The organism is Polaribacter sp. R2A056_3_33, from assembly GCF_019278485.1.
GTDB lineage: Bacteria > Bacteroidota > Bacteroidia > Flavobacteriales > Flavobacteriaceae > Polaribacter.
Genome location: NZ_CP058984.1, coordinates 3,856,517 through 3,878,676, shown reverse-complemented (window position 1 = coordinate 3,878,676; position 22,160 = coordinate 3,856,517). Strand labels below are relative to the sequence as shown.

23 protein-coding genes are annotated in these 22,160 nt (G+C 28.1%); 10 read left to right on the top strand and 13 right to left on the bottom strand.

Annotated features, from left to right (window positions below; translation table 11 throughout):
* Positions 1–67: 67 nt before the first annotated feature.
* On the top strand, positions 68–667 hold the full coding sequence (gene hisIE / locus H0I29_RS16365) for a bifunctional phosphoribosyl-AMP cyclohydrolase/phosphoribosyl-ATP diphosphatase HisIE (RefSeq protein WP_218730594.1): 600 nt from the start codon (positions 68–70) through the stop codon (positions 665–667).
* An 80-nt stretch (positions 668–747) separates the two neighbouring features.
* Here the strand turns inward: hisIE and H0I29_RS16360 are convergent, their stop codons facing one another.
* The 6 genes from H0I29_RS16360 to H0I29_RS16335 form a co-directional block, all read right to left on the bottom strand.
* A complete protein-coding gene (locus H0I29_RS16360; RefSeq protein ID WP_218753384.1) occupies positions 748–1,698 on the bottom strand; it encodes a DUF5694 domain-containing protein in 951 nt (316 codons plus the stop codon).
* 93 nt (positions 1,699–1,791) lie between these two features.
* Positions 1,792–2,589 (bottom strand): LytTR family DNA-binding domain-containing protein, encoded by a 798-nt coding sequence (locus H0I29_RS16355; RefSeq protein ID WP_218753382.1) that lies wholly within the window; start codon positions 2,587–2,589, stop codon positions 1,792–1,794.
* A gap of 284 nt (positions 2,590–2,873) precedes the next feature.
* Positions 2,874–3,368: a hypothetical protein gene (locus H0I29_RS16350; RefSeq protein ID WP_218753380.1), complete on the bottom strand. Its 495-nt coding sequence runs from the start codon at positions 3,366–3,368 to the stop codon at positions 2,874–2,876.
* A 203-nt stretch (positions 3,369–3,571) separates the two neighbouring features.
* Complete coding sequence (locus H0I29_RS16345; protein WP_218730590.1) at positions 3,572–3,709, bottom strand: hypothetical protein; 138 nt, start codon at positions 3,707–3,709, stop codon at positions 3,572–3,574.
* Positions 3,710–3,711: 2 nt separating this feature from the next.
* Positions 3,712–4,005 carry a hypothetical protein gene (locus H0I29_RS16340; protein WP_218753378.1) on the bottom strand — a complete coding sequence of 98 codons (294 nt, stop codon included), beginning with the start codon at positions 4,003–4,005 and terminating at the stop codon, positions 3,712–3,714.
* A 7-nt stretch (positions 4,006–4,012) separates the two neighbouring features.
* A complete protein-coding gene (locus H0I29_RS16335) occupies positions 4,013–4,168 on the bottom strand; it encodes a YqaE/Pmp3 family membrane protein (RefSeq protein ID WP_218730588.1) in 156 nt (51 codons plus the stop codon).
* A gap of 366 nt (positions 4,169–4,534) precedes the next feature.
* On the opposite strand from H0I29_RS16335, the gene H0I29_RS16330 reads away from it, so the two are divergent.
* Positions 4,535–4,675, top strand: coding sequence for a hypothetical protein (locus H0I29_RS16330; RefSeq protein WP_218753376.1), 141 nt, complete (start codon positions 4,535–4,537; stop codon positions 4,673–4,675).
* 167 nt (positions 4,676–4,842) lie between these two features.
* Here H0I29_RS16330 and H0I29_RS16325 read toward each other — a convergent pair whose 3' ends face one another.
* Positions 4,843–6,339, bottom strand: coding sequence for a hypothetical protein (locus H0I29_RS16325; protein ID WP_218753373.1), 1,497 nt, complete (start codon positions 6,337–6,339; stop codon positions 4,843–4,845).
* A 150-nt stretch (positions 6,340–6,489) separates the two neighbouring features.
* Here H0I29_RS16325 and yiaA point away from each other — a divergent pair, with 150 nt between their 5' ends.
* From yiaA to H0I29_RS16300, 5 genes are all read left to right on the top strand, one after another.
* The gene (gene yiaA / locus H0I29_RS16320; RefSeq protein WP_218753372.1) at positions 6,490–6,978 is read left to right on the top strand and encodes an inner membrane protein YiaA; all 489 of its coding nucleotides are present in this window, start codon (positions 6,490–6,492) and stop codon (positions 6,976–6,978) included.
* A 151-nt stretch (positions 6,979–7,129) separates the two neighbouring features.
* On the top strand, positions 7,130–8,050 hold the full coding sequence (locus H0I29_RS16315; RefSeq protein WP_218753370.1) for an EamA family transporter: 921 nt from the start codon (positions 7,130–7,132) through the stop codon (positions 8,048–8,050).
* Positions 8,051–8,257: 207 nt separating this feature from the next.
* Positions 8,258–10,285 carry a VWA domain-containing protein gene (locus H0I29_RS16310; protein ID WP_254712653.1) on the top strand — a complete coding sequence of 676 codons (2,028 nt, stop codon included), beginning with the start codon at positions 8,258–8,260 and terminating at the stop codon, positions 10,283–10,285.
* A gap of 14 nt (positions 10,286–10,299) precedes the next feature.
* On the top strand, positions 10,300–10,689 hold the full coding sequence (locus H0I29_RS16305; RefSeq protein ID WP_218730583.1) for an acyl-CoA thioesterase: 390 nt from the start codon (positions 10,300–10,302) through the stop codon (positions 10,687–10,689).
* 127 nt (positions 10,690–10,816) lie between these two features.
* The gene (locus H0I29_RS16300) at positions 10,817–11,647 is read left to right on the top strand and encodes a prohibitin family protein (RefSeq protein ID WP_218730582.1); all 831 of its coding nucleotides are present in this window, start codon (positions 10,817–10,819) and stop codon (positions 11,645–11,647) included.
* A gap of 632 nt (positions 11,648–12,279) precedes the next feature.
* Here the strand turns inward: H0I29_RS16300 and H0I29_RS16295 are convergent.
* The 4 genes from H0I29_RS16295 to smpB all read right to left on the bottom strand — a co-directional run bounded on the left by H0I29_RS16295 (position 12,280) and on the right by smpB (position 15,658).
* On the bottom strand, positions 12,280–13,083 hold the full coding sequence (locus H0I29_RS16295; protein ID WP_218730581.1) for a carboxypeptidase-like regulatory domain-containing protein: 804 nt from the start codon (positions 13,081–13,083) through the stop codon (positions 12,280–12,282).
* 519 nt (positions 13,084–13,602) lie between these two features.
* On the bottom strand, positions 13,603–14,181 hold the full coding sequence (locus H0I29_RS16290) for a Maf family nucleotide pyrophosphatase (protein ID WP_218730580.1): 579 nt from the start codon (positions 14,179–14,181) through the stop codon (positions 13,603–13,605).
* A 41-nt stretch (positions 14,182–14,222) separates the two neighbouring features.
* Positions 14,223–15,152 carry a geranylgeranylglycerol-phosphate geranylgeranyltransferase gene (locus H0I29_RS16285; protein ID WP_218753369.1) on the bottom strand — a complete coding sequence of 310 codons (930 nt, stop codon included), beginning with the start codon at positions 15,150–15,152 and terminating at the stop codon, positions 14,223–14,225.
* Positions 15,153–15,190: 38 nt separating this feature from the next.
* Complete coding sequence (gene smpB / locus H0I29_RS16280) at positions 15,191–15,658, bottom strand: SsrA-binding protein SmpB (RefSeq protein ID WP_165733248.1); 468 nt, start codon at positions 15,656–15,658, stop codon at positions 15,191–15,193.
* 102 nt (positions 15,659–15,760) lie between these two features.
* Between smpB and H0I29_RS16275 the strand changes: the two genes are divergently transcribed.
* The gene (locus H0I29_RS16275) at positions 15,761–16,507 is read left to right on the top strand and encodes a DUF6503 family protein (protein ID WP_218753367.1); all 747 of its coding nucleotides are present in this window, start codon (positions 15,761–15,763) and stop codon (positions 16,505–16,507) included.
* A 133-nt stretch (positions 16,508–16,640) separates the two neighbouring features.
* Here the strand turns inward: H0I29_RS16275 and H0I29_RS16270 are convergent, their stop codons facing one another.
* Together H0I29_RS16270 and clpB are read right to left on the bottom strand one after the other, a co-directional pair.
* Positions 16,641–17,138 carry a phosphoglycerate mutase family protein gene (locus H0I29_RS16270; RefSeq protein ID WP_218753365.1) on the bottom strand — a complete coding sequence of 166 codons (498 nt, stop codon included), beginning with the start codon at positions 17,136–17,138 and terminating at the stop codon, positions 16,641–16,643.
* A 152-nt stretch (positions 17,139–17,290) separates the two neighbouring features.
* Entirely contained in the window at positions 17,291–19,900 is a 2,610-nt protein-coding gene (clpB, locus tag H0I29_RS16265; protein ID WP_218753363.1) for an ATP-dependent chaperone ClpB, read from the bottom strand.
* A gap of 165 nt (positions 19,901–20,065) precedes the next feature.
* On the opposite strand from clpB, the gene ytxJ reads away from it, so the two are divergent.
* Complete coding sequence (gene ytxJ / locus H0I29_RS16260) at positions 20,066–20,467, top strand: bacillithiol system redox-active protein YtxJ (RefSeq protein ID WP_218730575.1); 402 nt, start codon at positions 20,066–20,068, stop codon at positions 20,465–20,467.
* Positions 20,468–20,526: 59 nt separating this feature from the next.
* Positions 20,527–22,077, top strand: a complete 1,551-nt coding sequence (locus H0I29_RS16255) for a DEAD/DEAH box helicase (protein WP_218730574.1) — start codon at positions 20,527–20,529, stop codon at positions 22,075–22,077.
* Positions 22,078–22,160: the final 83 nt, after the last annotated feature.

Genomic DNA, 22,160 nt, shown 5'->3' with positions numbered 1-22,160 from the left:
ATGAGGAGAAATATAAATCTCTGAAAAAGCTCATTTTGAAATGACAATACAGTATAAAAATAATATTATGAATATCGATTTCAATAAAAACAACGACGGATTAGTACCTGCAATCATTCAAGATGCAACCACAAAAAATGTATTGATGTTGGGGTATATGAATGAAGAAGCTTTTGCAAAAACGCAAGAAACTAAATTAGTTACTTTCTTTTCTAGAACTAAAAATAGGCTTTGGACAAAAGGTGAAGAAAGTGGAAATGTATTGAATTTAGTAGATATAAAGCTAGATTGTGATAATGATACTTTATTAGTTTCTGTAAATCCGAATGGACCAACCTGCCATAAAGGAACAGAAACGTGTTGGGGAGAGGAAAACAAACCAAACTATGGTTTCTTTTCTACGTTAGAGGACGTAATTACAGAAAGAGTAGCTAACAAAGACACTAAAAAATCTTATGTAGCAAGTTTATTTGCTAAAGGAATTAACAAAGTAGCACAAAAAGTAGGTGAGGAGGCTGTAGAAACTGTAATTGAAGCAATGGATAATAACGACGAGTTATTTTTGTATGAATCTGCAGATTTAATGTTCCATTATTTAATGTTATTGCAAGCAAAAGGATTCACTTTAAAAGATATTGAAGAAGAGTTAAAAGGTAGACATAAGTAGTTTGATTTTATTCTAAAATAAATAAAAAACCCTCATGGTATTAATTGTGAGGGTTTTTTGTTTTTAAGTGTGAAAAAGGTTTAATAATCTTTCATTAAAATCACCTTAAAATTAGGGTAGTTTTCTTTGAATTCTTTTTCTAAACCAATTACATGTGCTGCACCAATAATAACAACGTTTTTGTTTTTCTTCGATTTTACTACTTGACTAGAAATGTTTTTAGCTATTCTCATATTTCTTTCATCGAAATACTTTCTGCCTTGCTTACAACCTTCTGTATCTTTAACAACATAAGAAAATGACGCCATATCGTGTAATTGTTGAAGTGATTTTCTTTTATTTGTGTGTTTGCCTAAACCTCTAAAAATTGCAGGAAAAATAGCGCTATTATAATTTTTCTTGTATAATTTAGAATTTGCAGCATTGTTACCGTTGCTAACCCCTTCTTTATTGCATTTGCCCCATGCATCATGATATTCCTTATTAGTTTGCTGGTCATCAATATTTATAACTGTTTTATGATTCATGTATAAAGCTAACTTGTAAGTTAAATCTCCATCTTCATGTCTTGTTGGTTTTTTTGCTCCATTTACACCGTATTTTTTTATGTAAGAATACAATTCATAATTTCCATGATCTCTTTTGTAAATGAAACATTTTATCAAATAATCTAAATCAACATTATTCATTTTTGTAAAATCTTTGCTAATAGTTGCATTGAATTGAGAATCGTTATAATTGAATTTTTTTTGTAAAGAATCTGATAATTTATAAAATTTCTGATACCCTTTAGACCAACCATTCTTTAAATATTGCCAAGATATAGAATCACTTGCCATTGGTGCTTCTACGTAGATAGCTTCTGGTTTATATTTTTTTGCAAACTTTAGCATTGGTTTGTAGCTTTTTTTTACAATTTTAGGAACGGTGTGCATTGTTCCTATAATTACAATTTCTTGTTGTTTATTTTGAGCAGATAAAACAAAGAATGATAGTAAAAAAGTTACTGTAAAAGTGAATTTAGTTTTCATGATTTTAATTTTTGTGATTAAATTTCCTGAAACAAAATTAGAAAGTAATCTTTTATAAAATCAATATATAAAGGCCTTTGGGGCGAAATGCAGCTATTCTGTGGTAGAATTCAATACTAACTTTACTTCATTTTGATAGGTTCTAGAAACAGGCACTTCTATGTGGTGAGATAACAGTGTAAAAAGTTTACTATTTTCTGTTTTCCATTGTACAAAGTGATGTGGATTGATTAAAAAAGAGCGATGCGTTCTTAAAAGTTGAGGGAATTCTGCAGTAATAATAGATAGTTTATTTCTAATTAGACTTTTCTTTAAATCATCTCCCAAAATATAAAATACTTCAATATAATTATCAGAGGATTGTATGCAAATAACATCATTTAGATACAAACGTAAACCTTCGTAATTTCCTTGACCTTTTATTTCAATTTTCTGAGCTTCCGTTTTTTTGTTTTTGTATTTTCCAAAAGCAAAACGACCAAAAAGTATAATTGGTAAAATGGTAGCAAATACGGGTAAAATTATTGTTTTAAGTTGGTAGCTTAAATCATGAGGAAAAGGTTCACCAGGTACAATTACATATAAGTAAAACAATCTCGTAGCAATAATTCCAATAAAAATAAATATTAGAAAGAATAATAGTTCTGTTTTAATAAACCAATTTCTATTATTTTTTATGAATAGAAAATGCTGTACCGGTAAAAAAAGAACATAACAAATAGCACCTAACACCCCATAAAGTGGTAAGTAAATTAATTTTTCTGAATCGCTAAAGACATTTACATCAAAAGGTTCTGTAAAATATAGAAATACAAAAATCCAAATGGCTAAACTAATTGCAATAATTAAATGGTGTTTTATGGATGGATCGAAAGGAAATTTTTTATTCAATTTTAGCTTTTTTTCAAATATAATAATTTAAAGAGTCTTTTTTTATCTCTATGAAATGATTTTTAATCATTTATTGAGCAAGCTAATTGTCTAAAAGTAAAATAAGTATGTAGCTAATTTATTTTTTTAAGGGATTAATAAAGTAGATAAATAAGCAGTAGCTATTAAAGAAAAGGATACCCATAAATTATTTACTTATAATTTACAGTTTTAATGTTATTACAAACAAAAGGGACTATTTTAAAAGATATTGAAGAAGAATTAAAAGATAGGGTGAAAAAAAATTATGGTATTGATGTAAAGACTAAAGTTTTTCCATAATGTGGGTATTCTCCTGAGGCAAAAACCATTCTAGTTTCACTAAGTTCCTCTAAACTAAGAATAGTAAGCATATTTCTAAAATTTTCATCAAGACTTTCTCCTTTAGAAATATTGATGAAAATTTTACCTGTACTTTCGTGAAAGCTATAGGTTAAACGACCATCTTGTTCTGTTGGGTTATCATAGTAACAATAAGTGTTACCAAGTGTTACTTGAGCTTCATTTGTATCGTAGAAAAAAGTATACTCATCATCGGTATAACAATCGTTAAATTCGCTGAGTAAATCATTTTCATAGGTTTTGTAAAAACCTTCAACTTTCCATGTTTTAGAACCGTTTCCATGGATTTTTTGTAAATCATCTACCGTATATGTCTCATTTATTCCTTTGTTGTCATTATTACAGTTGCATAAAAATAAAGTGGAAAGAATTAATAGAGATAGATAGACGTGTTTCATAGTAGCAATTTTTGGTTTTCTGAAAATATTATTAACCAATTATTGTGCCATTATTTAATGTCTTTGCAAGTAAAAGTACTCACTTTAAAAGATGTTGAAGAAGAATTAAAAAGAATACATAAAAAAAATGTAGTTATTTTACATAATAAAACCTAACAAGTAAAATACTTGTTAGGTTTTATTATTTCTAAGATTCGAAAAACTTATTTTATTTCTTTATCAGGAATGTAATTAATTCCTGTTCTGTTATTCGAGCTCGGATTATCCTTATCATCAAAATTTAAGGTTAAATTCTTTTTTTTATTTTTTTTACTTGGTGCTTTATCTTCTTTGTTCATCATAATTATTTAGGTTTATCAATTGTATCAATTTCTGAATTTTTATTTTCTTCACTATCAATGCTGTATAATTGATTCTCTTCATCTTTTAATGTTTCATTCGTTTTGTTTTTTGGTAATTTTCTACCAGGAATATCTAACGCTTGTCCACTAAAATCAGGTTTATTTATTTTATTTTTTATAAGTTCGTCATCTGCATTATCGTTTCTTGGATTTCCTGCTTTATCTCCTAAAGCTTGTAAATCTTCGTTTGTGATATCTGAATTATAGGTATTCTTCTCTGTTTTCTTTGTTTCCATAATTAAATTATTTATTATTTACATATAGTGCATGTACTACTCCTGGTAACCATCCTAAAATAGTTAATAAAATACTTAGTAAAAATTGCTTTCCAATTCCGTGTTTTAAAAAAACAGCTAAAGGTGGAAGTAATACACTTATTATTATTGTTAAAATAGACATAGTTCTTTCAATTTGGTTATGTTGCAATTTACAGACACAAAAAGGTTTGAATGATCGTTATAGCTGTTTTTATTAACTCATAAGCTAATTTTTACAGATTAGAAATAGAGATGTGGTTTTATATAATGTTGTAACCCATCATTATTAATTTAAATTGTAAAAAGTAGTTGCTTTATTAAATTGTGTTACGTCTAAACTGTCTAAAATTAATAGGTATGTACAGAAGACTTTTGCTCATATAAGGTTTATTTTAATTCATATAAAACTTTAACTTTTATTATTTAATCTTAACAATTTTTAACAGTATGTTTTTTGGTAATAGTCTGTTTTTGTGTAAATTAGACTTGAACTTAAAAATAAATGAAGATGAGCACAATTAAAGAAAGTAGAAAATTTAAAAGAACAAAGACACAAGACAACCCTATGAATATAGAAGGGGTTAAAGACAAAAAAAATAAACAATTTAGTATTGATAATGATACTATTATTGAAGAAAAAGAGAAATAATAAAATTATATAATTTTTCAAATAACAAGCCCTTAGAAAATTTTCTAAGGGCTTGTTATTTGAAAAAAAGGAAATATTAAATCTCATTCATTAAAATTACTTTTAATTGTAAGTTGTTTTCTTTCAATTCTTTATCAAAATCACTTAAAAAGTCATATTTCTCTTTTTTAATTGTTAATCATATTTAAAGTGACTACATAGATATCTTGTTTGGTCATTTTTGCTTTTAACCACGCAAAGAAACTCATCATAAAAATATCTTCTTTTTTGTTATCTAACCAGTTAAAAGAAGTCTGTACTTTTTCTTTAAAAGTTGCAGTTATAGCTATCTCTGGATTTTTATAATAGATTTCTACTAACTTTAAATAGGTAATTACTTTTTCTTGGTTTATTTCTGTAAGATTCGAAAAATAGTTTCTTTTAAAACTTTTTAACCTAGAATCTACCAAATCTATATTTCCTAAATCTATTTGTAATAAAATTTCAATTAAGTTTTTTTTGATGGTCCAAACAATGCCTGCTTTTTCAATATACCATTTATCTGTATGGTAAAGTTTAGATACCATTTTTTGAGCTTTTTCTAAGGATTTATGTTGATAATAAAAAACAATTAAAGAAAGTGTGAAATCTAATTGAGCAACGATATCTGTGCTTTTTTTATCAATATAAGGCTCTAATAAAGAAATAGCTTCGACTTGTTTATTTGTGTAGTTTAAGTTTAGAGCTTGTAATAAATCATATTTCTGAATAAAATCATTATAATATTTTTTCTTTTCTGCATTCATATAAACGAGCATCAATTTTAAATATTTTTCGGATTCTTCAAACTTCTTGTTTCTAAAAAGTACGTTTGCAATTAAATACAAAACCTCTAAGTGATAATTGATTTGTTTGTCTTTTGATGTATGATTTTGAATAACTTGATACGTTTCAATAATGAATTCTTCAATATTATAATAATCAAATTTTTGAGCAGAAGATATACTTGTTATCTGAATAATTTGATATAATGATTTAAAGGATAAAGAATCACTAATTGTAGTGTTTTGTTCTTTTAAAACAACATCTATCAATTTTTTAATATCAATGTTAGATTTATTTTGACGATAATTAGCCAATGAAGTTCTAATTTTAGCGTACGCAATATTTAGATTGTCTTCTAAGACTAGTCGATTTTGGTTCTCTTTAAAATTGGCGATTAACTTATCTAGGTTAATGTCTGGGTTTAAATGTGCATATTGAATTTTAGTATGATATACTTCATTTAAAATTGTAAATAGTTGGTATTCGTTTGCTGTTACGATTGTTTTGTCTAAAATTTGATATCCAACTTTTAGTTGCCCCTTTTTTAGAAAATACCTAGCAGAAAGAATATTTTTTATCAAAAGAATATCGATAGAGTTTTCTTCTTTCATGCTAGTATTTGCGGTAAAATCTATAATAGATTGAAACAATCGTTTTCTTAATGCGTGTAAGGCTGCTTTGTTTTGCTTACCATACAATTTATTAGAAATTTCTTTAGATGATAAATTGTCTTCTAGCAAAAGGTTTACTAATTGACAGTTTTTAGTATCTTTTCTTTTGTTTTTTTTATCAAGGTATAAGAGGAAATCTTGTTGTTGTTCCTTCGTAAAAGTACTTAATACTTCTTTTAAATTTATCATTATATCGTCAGTTAATGTATTGTAAATATACTGAATTTATAAATTGTTATATATTTTAATAAAATTATATCGTCAGTAATAATTGAAAGTTGAATTCTTAGAACTTTAAAAGAGTCGCAAATTTGTAGCATAATTATTAAACTAAATATTATGAATTATCAAACAACATCTTCAATTAATGAAGAAACTAAAAAAGAAAGTAAAAAGAAAAATGGAAAGAATAATTTAAATTCAAAACCAACTTCTGCCTATGTAGGCGCTTCTTGGGGAGCATTAACCATTGGTTTGGTTTCTTACTGTATCGGTTTGTGGAATGCTACTATGGAATTGAATGAAAAAGGATTTTATTTTGTTATTCTTTTAATGGGTATTTACGCTGTAATTTCTCTTCAAAAAGCAGTAAGAGATAAAGCGGAAGAGATTAAAGTAAGTGAAATGTATTACGGAATAAGTTGGGTTGTGGTTCTTGCAGCAATATTATTGTTAATCATTGGACTTAGAAATGCAGATTTACTATTAAGTGAAAAAGGATTTTACGGAATGTCCTTCTTGTTAAGTCTATTTGGAGCCATTACCGTTCAGAAAAATACAAGAGATATCGATTTTATAAACAAGAAAATAGAAGAAGAAAAAAGTTAGTTTAGTAATGGTTTTAGATAACCAAAACCTCACAAGTATTTACTTGTGAGGTTTAAATTTTATAAGAAGTTAATTTTAATGCAAAATAGGTTAAGCAGTAATTTTATTTATAGACTATCTATATTTATCTTTGATTGATAAATTACTTGTTTTGAAAAAATCAAAAATATTAATAGTTTTAGCCTTTTTTACAATTTACATTGTGTGGGGTTCCACTTATTTATTTAATAAAATTGCGGTAACGGCGTTACCACCATTTTTTATGGCTTCGTTACGTTTTTCAGGAGCTGGAATTTTAATAATGATTATTTCTAAAATCTTGAAATTAGATCTTAGAATTACAAGAAAACAACTAATTAACTGCTGTATTTCTGGCTTTTTTTTCTTGGTGTATGGTAATGGTGTTTTTGTATGGGCACTTATGTATTTAGATAGTGGTTTTGCTGCTTTGTTAGCGTCTACTCAGCCATTATTTGTATTAATATTATTACGACTGATAGATAGAAAACCAATGCAAAAACAATCTATAATTGGTGTTTCTTTGGGGATCTTAGGAATGTATTTATTGGTGAGTCAACAATCTATTACTGCCTCAGAAGGAAGTTTACTCGGTATTTTTATGATTTTAACCTGTGTGTTAAGTTGGAGTTATGGAGGCGTGTTCGTATCTAAAGCAGATTTGCCTAAAAACTTCTTTATTACTACAGGGTATCAGACATTGTTTGCTGGTTTGTTTTTAATTATAATGAGTTTTTCTTTTGGTGAAACCATGATTTCACCTTTAGACTGGTCTCAAGAAGTGCAGTATTCTATGGGGATGTTGGTTGTTTTTGGAAGTATTATTGCTTTTACAGCCTTTAATTATTTACTAAAGTTAGTTTCTCCGGAAAAAGTTGCTACTTCTGCTTATGTAAATCCTATTATAGCAATGCTTTTAGGATGGTACTTTTTAGATGAAGTGCTTACAAGTCAATCTATTATTGCGTCTATGGTTTTATTAACAGGTGTCTATTTTATTACTTCTAGAAAAAGGATTGCAAAGGTAGATGCAGAAGAAGTTATAAAACCTTAGATAAGTGAAAAGCGAAAATTCGTTATCTTTTATAATTCAGGAAGTTATTTTGATGTTTAAATCCTTTTTTGAGTCTTTTTTATCTTAGTTTTATTGAGGTTTAAGTAATCATGAAAATATAGAATCTTTTAACCATAACTCAAGTATTACAATAATTAACATTCGTTTATTAATAGTTCTTTATATATTTCACATAAATAATAATCATTGCAAACAATTACAATTCTATATATCATTTTAGCCTTGTTACTGAGTCTTTCGGTAGCTTATTTTCAGTACTTTTTTAAAGAAAAAAATAAGGCTAAAATCAATGTTGTATTATTTGTTTTAAGAACACTGAGTCTTTTTTTATTGCTTTTGTTGCTGATAAACCCAACAATTAAAAAAACAGAACTTATAAATACAAAGCCTGTTTTAGCTGTGTTAGTAGATAATTCTAAATCCATTCCGTATTTTAAAGAAACGAAGCGTATTACAACCTTTTTATCAGAAATTAAAAACGATAATAACATTAAGGAGAAATTTGATATCAATAGCTTTAGTTTCGGAAGTGATGTAAAGCCTTTAGATTCTCTTTCTTTTACAGAAAATGAAACCAATGTGTCTAAAGCAATAACTGCTGTAAATGATTTGTATGAGGATAAAATTGCGCCGATAATCTTATTGTCAGATGGAAACCAAACGATTGGTAATGATTATGAATTTATCAATTCTAAGCAAAAAATATATCCCATTGTTTTTGGTGATACCATACAGTATCAAGATTTAAAAATAAGTCAGTTAAATGTTAATAAATACAGTTATATAAAGAATAAATTTCCGGTTGAAGTATTCTTGAATTATGAAGGAAAGGAAAATGTGTCTTCTCAGTTTTCGATCTATAAAGAAGGAAAAACTGTTTTTACTAAAAAAATACAGTTTTCAGAAACGAATAATGTTCAAACAATTTCGACAAATATAACTTCAAGTAAAGAAGGACTTCAATATTACACGGCATCAATTAATAAGATAGAGGGAGAGAAAAACACAAAGAATAATAGCAAAAGTTTCTCTGTAGAAGTAATCGATGAACAAACAAAAGTATTGATTCTAACTTCTGTGTTACATCCGGATTTAGGAGTTTTAAAAAAATCAATAGAAAGTAATAAACAACGTTCTGTAGATGTTTTTTTAATTGATAAATTTAAATTCAATATTAATGATTATCAGTTAGTTGTTTTAAATCAACCAAACAATAGCTTTAATAATATTTTAAATGAGGTTAAATCGAGTAATAGTAACTATTTTTTAATTTCGGGAGCAAATACAGATTGGAATTTTATCAATAAACAACAATTAGGTTTTACTAAAAACGCTCTGAATCAAACAGAAAATTATGGGGCATCTTTTAGTAATTCTTTTTTAACTTTTTCTCAAAAAGATATTGGTTTTAATCAATTCCCGCCACTTAAAGATCAGTTTGGAGAAGTTAGTATCTCTAAAGAACATCAAACATTATTGTTTCAAAATATAAACGGATTAGAAACCCAGCAACCATTATTGGCCACTTTAGAAGAGAATAATCAGAAAATAGGTGTTCTGTTTGGCGAAGGTTTATGGAAATGGAGAGCTGCTAGTTTTTTAAACTCAAATTCTTTTGAAGATTTTGATGTCTTTATTGGAAATTTAGTGCAATATTTAGCTTCCAATAAAAAGAGAAATCGCTTAGAAGTTAATGCGGAAAGTTTGTATCCTGCCAATGCTAGCATTCAAATATCGGCATTTTATACAGATAAAAATTACCTGTTTGATTCAAGAGCTTTCTTAGAGATCACTGTTACGAATTCTGTAACAAAAGAAGTTGTGAAAAATCCTTTTTCGTTAATAAATAACGCTTATCAAGCAGAAATAGAAAATCTGAATGCGGGAGATTATGAGTATAAAGTTTCAGTAAAAGGGCAAAATATACATAAATACGGTAAGTTTAAAATTACAGATTATCAAATAGAAGAACAGTTTACCAATGCAAATTCAGAAAAGTTGCAAAAATTAGCAAATAAAACAGAAGGTAAACTGTATTTTAAAAATGAAATAGAGAAATTAAAGAAAGTTCTTTTAGAAGATAAATCATTTTATACAACTCAAAAATCAATTAGTAAAGAACAAAACTTAATAGACTGGAAATGGGTTTTATTTGTTGTTATAGGCTTGTTATCAATAGAGTGGTTTATTAGAAAATATTACGGAAAAATTTAAATTTAAAAATTAATATGAGATTTCACACAAGAAAGTGGGTTAAACCCGAAGATTTAAATCCAAATGGAACCTTATTTGGAGGTAGATTATTACAATTTATAGATGAAGAGGTAGCTATTTATGCAATTATTCAATTAGAGCACACAAGAACAGTTACAAAATACATGTCTGAAATAGATTTTGTAAGTTCTGCAAAACAAGGTGATATTATTGAAATAGGAATTGATGTTTTAAAATTTGGAAATTCCTCTATAACTTTAACATGTAGTGTTAGAAATAAGTTAACAAGAAAAACCATTATTGTGGTAGATAAAATTGTTATGGTTTGTTTGGATGAAAATGGGCACCCTAAAAAGCATGGAAAAACAGAAATTGAATATGTGAAAAATCGATTAGAAGATTAGATTTAAGGTTCATTTTTATATCTAAAATTATGTTAAGTATTAGCGCTTTTTAGCCAATATATAGATTATATATATTGTGTTTCACAAAGTTAAATTGTAAATTTGTAATTAATCAAAATTTATAAGTATGGCGAATAATCAAGTAGATATAAAGTTTCCTAAGGGAGGTGTTTTTTTTATCATTTTAGCGGTAGTAGTAATCATTTTATTTTCTAAATCTACAGTGACTATTGGGCCTGGAGAAGGTGGTGTTGTTTTTGAGGCATTGGGAGATGGTATTAATACAGAAAAAACATACGGAGAAGGTTTTCAGATTGTAGCTCCTTGGAATCGTATGATTGTAAGAAAAGTGCGTCAGCAAGCTATTTCTACAGAAATGAATGTACTTTCTGTTAACGGATTAGAGGTAAAGGTAAATGGTACAATTTGGTATGAGCCAGAGTTTACTAATTTAGGGAAATTAATTAAAACAAAAGGTGAGGATTATGAGCGTGAATTGTTAGATCCTGCAATTAATGCAGCTGCAAGAAGTGTTGTTGGTCGTTATACTCCAGAGCAGTTATATTCTAGTAAAAGAGATGTAATTGAACAAGAAATTTTAGATGAAATTCAAATCGTTTTAAAAGGTCAATTTTTAGCAGTAAAAAGAGTTTTAGTAGAAGATGTTAAGTTACCAACTACCATTAGAACTGCCATTGAAACGAAGTTAAAGCAAGAGCAAGAATCTTTAGAATATGAATTTAGATTAGCTAAAGCGTTAAAAGAAGCAGAAAGACAAAAAATTGATGCGGAAGGTAAAGCGGTTGCAAATAAGATTTTAAGTGCTTCTTTAACTGATAAAATTTTACAAGAAAAAGGAATCGGTGCTACTTTAGAGTTGTCTAAATCACCTAATAGTAAAGTTATTGTTATTGGTTCTGGTAAAGATGGTTTACCTATTATTTTAGGAAATCAGTAAAAAGATAATTTCCGCTAACGCGGGATGTAAAAATTAATAAGAGAAATTATTCTCAATGAAAATCCAGCGATAGCTGGATTTTTTTTTGTGCTTATTTTTAGAAACTTAAAGTTCTGTTAAAGTACATTTTAACTTGTAACGATACTTCCTTTTTTGTGTCTTATAAATGTAGGTAGTAGAATTGACCTTTTGTAAGTTTTAAAATTTAGATAAGTTAGTTTGAGGTGATTTAGTCTTAGAACTTGTTTAAGTTTTGCTTATTATCAAAAATACCTCGAAATAACATTATGGTTTTTGAGATTCAAGATTATATAAAAGAATTAAAATAGGATAAAGGAAATTTAAAAGGTATTGATGAAGAGATAATAAAGTTTAGAGACAAATACAGTAACACTGTATTTTAGTTGGTTAATAGTTAGTTTTAATAGTTGATTAGAGTCGGAAGCAATATTGTTTTCGACTCTTTTCAGTTTTGGGTAATTTTTTAAGAATGAAATATTAGTTGTCAATAAGTTTGTAGGAATAAAATGGCAATAAAAGAAGATGGAAAAAGTTCTTATAAATAAAAACCTTGAGGGGGAGCCTCAAGGTTGTAATAATATTGTTATTTCTATATTAGAATATGTATAGAATTAATTTTTTACGGGAATTTTATCGCGTTCAATTTTACCGTTTTTAATGGCTTTGTAGTTTTCGTAACAATCCAATACAGCCTCTATCATTTGTAAATCAGACGCCTTTTTAATAAAGTATTCAGAGTAGTTACAGTCTGTAAGTAATTCTGTAAGTTCTTGTCTGTCCATTTGCAGATATTCCATCATTACTTCTCTGTCAAACTTACCAGCTAACATTTTACGTAAATCATCCTCTTTTTTAAGCTTCTGTAATTTTTTTAATTGTTTCGGTTTGCTTCCAAAAAGATTGTATAAGTAATCTACAGGTTGAAATAATGCCGCAATAGGAGATGAGAAGTCTTTTCCTTTAGGTTTACCAACCTCATAGGTTTGTGGTAGTCCGTTTATTTTAATTCTTGTAAATCGATCTTTTGGTACTTGTTTTACGTCAATTTCTAAAACACCTATTAATTGTGTAGATTTTATAACAACTTCTCTAATTTCTTCTGGTTTTTCATACAAAGCAATTAGTAGTTCGTTTCCTTTTAATAAATCGTTTGTAATTTTTAGTTTTATAGATTCGTATCCTAAATAAGAAACTAAGATTGTGTCGTTTGCTCTTGTTGGTATTTCAAAAAAACCTCTATCATCTGTAATGGTTCCTTGAACTGTATTTAGGTTTAATATATGAGAAGCGCTTAAAGCTTTTTTACTTTCGGCGTGAATAATTTGTCCTTTTAACGTTTTAACACGAATGGTATCGTTCTGTGAGAGTGTGCTTAAAGAAGCGAATAAGCACAAAATGTATAATAGTCTTTGCATATTGCAATAATATGAATAATTGCTTTTAGAAAGGTTAATTTTTTGTGAAACCCGATGATTTATTTGTAAAAATGGATTAAATATAAAAGCGAAGTGTTTTTTAGTAGAAAAACAGCTCTTTAACTTCATTTAGAGCTTATCTAAATTGTAGGTATCTAAAAGTTGAAGATGTTCACTATCTTAATTATGAGACGAAAAAAAAGCTCTTTTCATAGAAAAGAGCTAATAAGTTAAAAGGAACTATATTTATCTATAACGTCTTTTTAAATTCCAAAGCGTTGAATTTGTGTTGCTTAAATTTTTTGTTGGTCCACCAACTTTACTTTTTACTTTCAGATTACTTGTTTTCATAAATTGCTTAATTTGCGGGTGCAAAATTACGCAGTTTATAATGTTATAAAAACAACAGGTTTAATGAGTTTGTATGGTATGTTAACTTTAGGTTAAGAAATTGTTTGCTTTATGGTAATGTGTTGTTATTGAGTGAAATAAATTTATGTTTTACTGTTTTTGATTGCTTTATAGATTCATTAATTCGGCATACAATTTTTGAACCGGTAAACCCACCACATTAAAATAGCTTCCTTCTAAATTATCAATAGCTATAAAACCAATCCATTCTTGTATACCGTATGCTCCAGCTTTGTCATAAGGCTTGTAATTTTTGATGTAATAGTTTATTTCGTCATCAGATAGTTCTTTAAAAGAAACTACGGTAATGTCATTTATAATCTTTTGAAACTGTTTGCTCTTTATACTTATAGAAGTAATTACTTCATGTTTTTTACCAGATAACGCCCTTAACATGGCAAAAGCATCTGCTTCGTCTTTTGGTTTTCCTAAAGCTGTATTTTCTAACCAAACAATGGTGTCTGAAGTAATTAGGATATCTTTTTCTGATAAATTTGAAAAAGCTTTCGATTTTAAATCTGCTAAAAAATCTGTAATGTCCGTTCCTTTTAATTCAGGTGGATAAATTTCTTCAACTTCTTTTAATTGAATTGTAAAATCTATATCTAAATCTTTAAAAAATTGCTGTCTTCTTGGTGATTTAGAAGCTAATATAACGTTATACTCTTTTAATTTTTCTCTTAACATATATTTGTGTTGTTCATCCTGCGGAAGCAGGAATCTATTTTTTATTTCAGTTTGAATAATATCATAGATAAAATTCCGAAAAGCATTATTACTTTCATTAAATTACTTAGAAAACTAAATTCCTTTTTGCTTTCAGAAAACCATAATTTGTACATAAAATAAAGTAGTGGAAGTAGAATTAATAGAATTCCGTAAGTTAATAGTATATAGTCATTAATTAAAGATTGTAAAACGATTAAAAGAAACACTAGTAAAATGGCACTAAAGAAAAAAGCGACTTTAGAAGCTCTTTTTCTTCCAAACAAAATAGGTAATGTATTAGCTTTTATTTTTAAATCGCCATTAATGTCTTCTATATCTTTAATAATTTCTCTAATAAGATTGGTCAGTACAGAAAAAACAATATAAGTTATCATTATAAAAAGAAAACGAATACTTGTGGCCATGTTAATTATTAATTCTAACAAATTACTGTTATGTGCTTTTGGTTCGTTAAATATTACGGTTATAAAGACCACCAAACCTAAGAGAACTGAAACTAGTAAATTACCAATAAAAAGAGTTTTTTTTAAGTATTTAGAATATAAAAAGAGAGCTAAAATAGTTCCTAAAAAAAAGAAACTATACAGATTGTTTTCGGTAGTAAAGGATAAATATATACCAGAGAGTAAACCTAGAATGCTGGTAAAATAGTAAAGAATCCAAGCCTTTTTTTTAGAAATAGATTTTTCTATAATTACTTTTAATGGTTTGTTTATTTTATCAGTTTCTACATCAAAAATATCATTTATAATATATCCGCCAGCGGTGATACATAAAATGCTGAAAGAAAATAATATAAATAGATAATGAGTTAAGGTAATTCCTAAATAAGTAGTGTGTATTAAGGTGTAATTTTTAAAACTAAGATTGCTAAAAAAGATAGAATCTATTAGCGCGTATTTGGTTAAAACCATTGTTAATAAAACCATCAATAGGTTTTTGTAACGAATAAGTCTTAAAAAATCCATTAACCGTTAAAACTCTTTTTAATACGTGCCAAATCACGTTTGTTATCTCTGTCTTTAATAACTTCTCGTTTGTCGTGCGTTTGTTTTCCTTTTGCCAATGCAATTTCTAATTTGGCAAAACCTTTATCATTAATAAACAAACGTAAAGGAACAATGGTATTTCCTTTTGCTTCAACGTCTTTTCTTAAAGATCGTAATTCACGTTTGTGCATTAATAATCTACGTTCACTTTTAGGTTTGTGGTTAAAGTGATGCCCAAACATGTATTCTTGAATATACATATTAACAATAAACAATTCTCCGCCATCATTAAATTCACAAAAACTCTCTGTAATTCTAGCTTGACTTAAACGAATAGATTTTATTTCCGTTCCGGTTAACTGAATTCCAGCAACGTATTTGTCTAGAATTTCAAATTCGAAACGTGCTTTTTTGTTCTTTATGTTTATCTTTTTCTGAACAGCCATAGACTGATTTTAATTTTAATAATTTTAACAAAGATACATTTTTACTTTGGTCAAAGAAATGTAATTTTGAAATCTATTATCCATCTTATAAAACAGCAAACCATGAAATATTTACCAATTCTTTTTTTAGCTTTTTTAATTTCTTGTAAACCTTCTGAAAACAAGTTGACTGCACAACAAATTATAGATAAGGCTATTATTTCATCAGGGTCAGATAAAGTAGCTAATTCCGAAATTAATTTTGAATTTAGAGACAAAAAATATATTGCAAATAGAAAACCTAATGGAAGTTTTAAGCTTACAAGAAAGCAGAAAGATGACAAAGTAGGGTTTATTTCTGATGTTTTAAGTAATGATAAATTTGAAAGAATAGTAAATGGCATTCCATATCAAGTAAACGATTCAATAGCTAACATTTTATCGAATTCGGTAAATTCTGTGCATTATTTTTCTGTGTTACCCTTCGGATTAAATGACAAAGCAGTTATAAAAAAGTTATTACCATCAACTACCGTAAAAGACGAAGAGTATTATAAAGTACAAGTTACTTTCTCTGAAGATGGAGGCGGAGAAGATTTTGATGATGTTTTTATTTATTGGATTGGAAAACAAGATTTTTTAGTTAATTATTTAGCATATTCTTATCATACAAATGGTGGAGGAAAACGTTTTAGAGCTATAAACAAAGAAGTCTTAAAAAACGGAATTCGTTTTGTAAATTATGATAATTATAAGCCTTTAAATGATGGGATTTCTTTAATTGATATAGATAAAGCATTTGAAAAAAATGAGCTTAAAAAATTATCAGAAATAAATTTAGAAAATATAGAAGTACAGATTTTGGAGTAAGGTAAGTAGTGTTTTATGAAGCTATTTCCTATTTGGATTTTATCTTGAGTGAAGTTGAAGGATACTCGCTATTTTAAAAATGAAATACAAACAAATCGTTTTTATTAAGATAAGTTTATGTATAAAAAATAAGTTATTCAACTTTTTCTACAACACTTGTTTTTTTATCACCAGAAATAGTAACAATATATAAGTTAGCGTTATTGTTATCGTCTATATCTTCATACTTTTTTTCTCCTAAAATCTTATTTACAAAAGCAGGAGTGGTGTTGCTATGTCCAACTATTAAAACGGTTTTGCCTTTTGTTTCTTGCTGAAAAATGGAATCGTACATTTTACTCGGACTGTACTTTATAATTTTTAAACTTTTACTGTCTGCAGTTGGTGTAGCAGTTTCTATAGTTCTGTTGTAGTTTGTTGAGTAAATAGCATCAAACGGAACGTTTTTAAAATGATTTGCCCATTTTTCTGCCCTTTCTATTCCGTTTTTATTTAAATTAGGATTTCTATTAGATTTATTTGTTCTGTCTTTTTCTGCATGACGAATTAAATAATACGTGGTTGTTTCATCGGAAGAACAAGCAGTTATAAAAGTAAAAGCGAAAACAAAAAGCAGTAAAAATTTCTTCATTATATTTGGTTTAGAGAACAAATGTAATCAAAAAGAAAAAGCGATGTTTTTTCAAACACCGCTTTTTCCAACGAACTAAAACTCTTTATTGTTAACTAAAACTTGTTTTAGATTCTTGCTTTTAATGCTGAAGTAAATTCAGGATGACAAAATTATACATTTTCTACAAAATCAGACTGATTTCTAAAAACCAATTTATCATCAAAAGCATCAATTAAGATAATACTATCTGTTGTGATTTTTCCGGATAAAATTTCTTTAGAAAGCTGATTTAATACTTCCTTCTGAATCACTCTTTTTACAGGACGGGCACCAAATTCTGGCTGATATCCTTTTTCAGCCAAATACGTAATTGCTTCATCGGTTGCATCTAAAGTAATTTCTTGTTTACCAATCATTTTCTTTAAATGATCTATTTGTAATTTTACAATTTCAAATATATTTTCCTTATTTAAAGGTGTAAACATAATTACATCATCAATTCTGTTTAAAAACTCTGGTCTTACAGATTGTTTTAACAATGCTAAAACTTCAATTTTAGCCAACTCAGTTACAGCTTCTAAATCTGCTTTTGGGTCGCTAAATTTATCCTGAATAATATGGCTACCAATGTTAGAGGTCATAATAATTATGGTGTTTTTAAAGTCAGCTACACGTCCTTTGTTATCCGTTAACCTTCCTTCATCTAACACTTGTAATAAAATATTAAAAGTATCTGGATGCGCTTTTTCAATTTCATCTAGTAAAACAACAGAATAAGGTCTTCTTCTAACAGCTTCTGTTAATTGTCCGCCTTCATCATACCCAACATATCCCGGAGGCGCACCTACCAATCTACTTACAGCATGTTTTTCTTGATATTCACTCATATCAATACGTGTCATAGCGTTTTCATCATCAAAAAGATACTCTGCTAATGCTTTTGCTAACTCTGTTTTACCAACCCCCGTAGTTCCTAAAAACAAGAAACTACCAATAGGTTTATTTGGGTTTTGTAAGCCTGCTTTAGATCTTCTAACGGCATCAGAAATGGCAACAATTGCTTCCTCTTGTCCTACGACTCTTTTATGTAACTGACCTTCTAATCTTAGTAGTTTTTCACGTTCAGACTGAATCATTTTTGTCACTGGAACACCAGTCCATTTAGCAACTACTTCAGCAATATCATCATAAGTTACTTCTTCTTTTATCAAAGATTTTTCAGATTGATTCTCTGCCAATACTTTTTGGAAACCTTCTAAATCTTCTTGGGCTTTTTTAATTTTCCCATATCTAATTTCGGCAACTTTACCATAATCTCCATCACGTTCTGCTTTTTCCGCTTCCATCTTTAAATCTTCTATGGCAGCTTTTGCATTTTGGATATTATCAACTACATCTTTTTCCGATTTCCATTTTGCGTTCATCTCATTTCGCTCTTCTTTTAGATTCGCTAAATCAGAACGTAAAGATTTTAACTTGTTCTCATCTTTTTCACGTTTTATGGCTTCAATTTCAATTTCTAACTGCATCACTTTTCTGTCTAAAACATCTAGTTCTTCTGGTTTAGAATTGATTTCCATACGTAATTTAGCCATCGCTTCATCCATTAAATCAATCGCTTTATCTGGTAAAAAACGATTGGTAATATAACGCTGAGATAATTCTACCGCACCAATAATGGCTTCATCTTTAATACGAACCTTGTGGTGTGTTTCGTATTTATCCTTAATTCCTCTTAAAATAGAAATAGCACTTTCTGTATCAGGTTCATTTACCTGTACTTTTTGAAAACGTCTTTCAAGAGCTTTGTCTTTTTCAAAATATTTTTGATATTCATCCAACGTAGTTGCACCAATTGCACGCAATTCTCCACGTGCTAAAGCGGGTTTTAGAATATTTGCAGCATCCATAGCTCCATTTCCACCACCAGCACCAACTAAAGTGTGAATTTCATCAATAAATAGCACAATATCTCCATCGGCGCTTGTTACCTCTTTAATTACAGCTTTTAAACGCTCTTCAAATTCTCCTTTATATTTTGCACCTGCAATTAATGCACCCATATCCAAAGAAAAAATTAGTTTTCCTTTTAGGTTTTCTGGTACATCACCATCAACAATTCTGTGCGCTAAACCTTCTGCAATAGCTGTTTTTCCGGTTCCTGGTTCTCCAACTAAAATTGGATTATTTTTTGTTCTACGAGATAAAATCTGTAATAATCTACGGATTTCTTCATCTCTACCAATTACAGGATCTAATTTGCCGTCTTGCGCTAATTGATTTAAGTTTTTAGCAAATTTTTTTAAAGAATTATAGGTTTCTTCTTGACTTTGAGAAGTTACTCTTTCTCCTTTTCTTAACTCATCAATAGCTGCTTGTAAATGCTTTTCTGTGACACCTTGGTCTTTTAAAACTTGTGCAATATTACTTTTAGACTTAAAAATAGCCAGAATTAAATGTTCAATAGAAACATAATCATCTTTCATCTTTTTTGCAATAACAGCTGCTTCTGTTAAGGTTTTACTAGCTTCTCTAGAAATCATTAATTCTGCACCAGAAACTTTAGGCAAACTCTCTAGTTGTTTGTCTAAAATTTGGTTTACAATATTTATATTAATGTTTAATTTTTTCAAAAGAAAAGGTAAAACATTTTCATCAACTTGTGTTAAAGCTTTAAAAATATGTTCATTTTCTATTTGATTATGACCAAAACCTTGCGCAATCTGTTGCGCCATTTGTATGGTCTCTTGCGATTTTGTTGTATAATTGTTAAAGTTCATTTTTCTAAATTTTTATTTTTTTTGATAACAATAGAGCAATTTTAATACCATCCGGTCATTAGTTTTAAAATGAGTCATTTTGTCTTGTAAGTGATTGTTTTTACTGACTTTTTGACAAATGAAAGTTTCGTATATTTACATCGACAAACCAATAAAAAACATACAATGAGTATATTTAATAAGATTTTTGGAGCAAAAGAAGATGCTACATCAAAAGTACAAAAAGTGTCATACTTAAACTGGATTCCTTTAACTTCTATAGAGCAATTAGAAGAAATTAAAGAAATTTCTAAAACAGAAGCTGTTTTAATTTTTAAACATTCTACTAGATGTGGAATTAGCAGTATGGTAATTAAGCAATTTGAAAAGCTTTTTACAGAAGAACATCAAAATTTAAAAGTTTATTATTTAGATTTATTAAATTATAGAGATATTTCTGATGAAGTTGGGTTTACTTTTCAAGTAATGCATCAATCACCGCAATTAATTGCAGTTAAAAATGGAGTTTCTGTAGAGAATGCGTCTCATTATGAGATCACAAATACAAATTTATCGAGATTTATATAGGATAAACTTGCATAAACCCTTATTTAAGTCTTATTTTTGTAGCCTAAATTTATATTCCTTTGGCAGAGATAGACACTTCAGTAAAGAAAGTAGGTAAAGAATTATACGGTTATCAACAAGATGCACTTCAAGAGATTTTTAGGAGGTTTAAAGATGCACCTAAAGATTACCATTTATTGTATCAATTACCTACAGGTGGTGGTAAAACTGTTATTTTTTCTGAAATAGTTAGACGTTATTTAGAAACTTTTAAAAAGAAAGTTTTGGTTTTAACACACAGAATTGAGCTGAGTAAGCAAACTTCTAAAATGTTAAAAGAATTTGGAGTTTCTAATAAAATTATCAATTCTACAGCTATTTTAGATGATCAAGACGATTTTAATTGTTTTGTGGCAATGGTTGAGACCTTAAAAAATAGGTTAAATGATGATAAATTAGATATTTCTGATATCGGTTTGGTAATTGTAGATGAGGCACATTACAATTCTTTTACAAAAATCTTTAAGTTTTTCGATGAGTCTTTTATACTTGGTGTAACAGCAACTCCTTTGAGTTCTAACATTAAATTACCAATGTATGAGAATTATCAAGAGTTATTTGTTGGAGAAACGATTCAGCATTTAATAGATCATGAATATTTAGCAAGTGCAAATTTATATTCTTATAATGTTGGTTTAACTTCTTTGGAAGTAGGAGCAAATGGAGATTATACAGTAAAATCTTCTGAAGATTTATATACGAATTCAGACATGCTTTCTAAATTAGTTTCTGCATATGAAGAAACTGCAAAAGGAAAGAAAACCTTAATATTTAATAATGGTATTAACACATCTATACAAGTGTTTCATGCATTTAAAAAGGCGGGGTATCCAATTGCACATTTAGACAATACAAATACAAGAGCAGAGCGTGAACTCATTTTAAAGTGGTTTAAGAAAACTCCAGGAGCAATTATTACTTCTGTAAGTATTTTAACAACTGGTTTTGATGAGCCAACCATTGAAGCAATTATATTAAATAGAGCAACAAAATCATTGACTTTATACTACCAAATGATTGGTCGTGGTTCTAGGGTTTTAAATAACAAAAGCACTTTTGATGTTATCGATTTAGGTAACAACTTTCATAGATTTGGTCCTTGGGGAGCAGATTTAGATTGGGAAAAAATGTTTAGAGCGCCAGACTATTATTTAAATGCAATTCTTTCTGATGAAGATATAGAAAGTACCTTTAGATATGAATTAACGGCAGATGTTAAAAAAGAATTTGAAAAATCTACAGATACTTATTTCGATATGAAAAAAGTATATATAGATACTATTAGACAAGGAGAATCTTCTAAAAGGGTTTTAGAAAAATCTATTGTACACCATGCAAAAATGTGTATTGAAAATAGTGAAGATGTTTTTGATGCATTAATCTTAGCAAAATTATTAGGAGAAGAAATTGATGATAGAATTAATAGATATGCAAAATGTATTTCTAAAAGTACTCACAATTTTGTAACGTGGTTAAAAGACGATTATAGAAAGAAATTAAATGCTTATTTAAGAACTAATTTCGATGAAGATTTTGAGGAAATTCATGGTCATCCACCAATTGAAGAATAAAAAAAATAAAAATTGATATTTTGAAGTTGTTTCAAGAAGTCTAATCAATTAATCATAAAATCTGATGAAATTCAGATTGACAA

Excerpts from the sequence above, each read along its gene's own strand:
- hisIE (WP_218730594.1), top strand. The coding sequence starts at position 68 with ATGAATATCGATTTCAATAAAAACAACGACGGATTAGTACCTGCAATC.
- H0I29_RS16360 (WP_218753384.1), bottom strand. The coding sequence starts at position 1,698 with ATGAAAACTAAATTCACTTTTACAGTAACTTTTTTACTATCATTCTTT.
- H0I29_RS16350 (WP_218753380.1), bottom strand. The coding sequence starts at position 3,368 with ATGAAACACGTCTATCTATCTCTATTAATTCTTTCCACTTTATTTTTA.
- H0I29_RS16345 (WP_218730590.1), bottom strand. The coding sequence starts at position 3,709 with ATGATGAACAAAGAAGATAAAGCACCAAGTAAAAAAAATAAAAAAAAG.
- H0I29_RS16340 (WP_218753378.1), bottom strand. The coding sequence starts at position 4,005 with ATGGAAACAAAGAAAACAGAGAAGAATACCTATAATTCAGATATCACA.
- H0I29_RS16335 (WP_218730588.1), bottom strand. The coding sequence starts at position 4,168 with ATGTCTATTTTAACAATAATAATAAGTGTATTACTTCCACCTTTAGCT.
- H0I29_RS16330 (WP_218753376.1), top strand. The coding sequence starts at position 4,535 with ATGAGCACAATTAAAGAAAGTAGAAAATTTAAAAGAACAAAGACACAA.
- H0I29_RS16325 (WP_218753373.1), bottom strand. The coding sequence starts at position 6,339 with ATGATAAATTTAAAAGAAGTATTAAGTACTTTTACGAAGGAACAACAA.
- yiaA (WP_218753372.1), top strand. The coding sequence starts at position 6,490 with ATGAATTATCAAACAACATCTTCAATTAATGAAGAAACTAAAAAAGAA.
- H0I29_RS16305 (WP_218730583.1), top strand. The coding sequence starts at position 10,300 with ATGAGATTTCACACAAGAAAGTGGGTTAAACCCGAAGATTTAAATCCA.
- H0I29_RS16300 (WP_218730582.1), top strand. The coding sequence starts at position 10,817 with ATGGCGAATAATCAAGTAGATATAAAGTTTCCTAAGGGAGGTGTTTTT.
- H0I29_RS16295 (WP_218730581.1), bottom strand. The coding sequence starts at position 13,083 with ATGCAAAGACTATTATACATTTTGTGCTTATTCGCTTCTTTAAGCACA.
- H0I29_RS16290 (WP_218730580.1), bottom strand. The coding sequence starts at position 14,181 with ATGTTAAGAGAAAAATTAAAAGAGTATAACGTTATATTAGCTTCTAAA.
- H0I29_RS16285 (WP_218753369.1), bottom strand. The coding sequence starts at position 15,152 with ATGGTTTTATTAACAATGGTTTTAACCAAATACGCGCTAATAGATTCT.
- smpB (WP_165733248.1), bottom strand. The coding sequence starts at position 15,658 with ATGGCTGTTCAGAAAAAGATAAACATAAAGAACAAAAAAGCACGTTTC.
- H0I29_RS16275 (WP_218753367.1), top strand. The coding sequence starts at position 15,761 with ATGAAATATTTACCAATTCTTTTTTTAGCTTTTTTAATTTCTTGTAAA.
- H0I29_RS16270 (WP_218753365.1), bottom strand. The coding sequence starts at position 17,138 with ATGAAGAAATTTTTACTGCTTTTTGTTTTCGCTTTTACTTTTATAACT.
- clpB (WP_218753363.1), bottom strand. The coding sequence starts at position 19,900 with ATGAACTTTAACAATTATACAACAAAATCGCAAGAGACCATACAAATG.
- ytxJ (WP_218730575.1), top strand. The coding sequence starts at position 20,066 with ATGAGTATATTTAATAAGATTTTTGGAGCAAAAGAAGATGCTACATCA.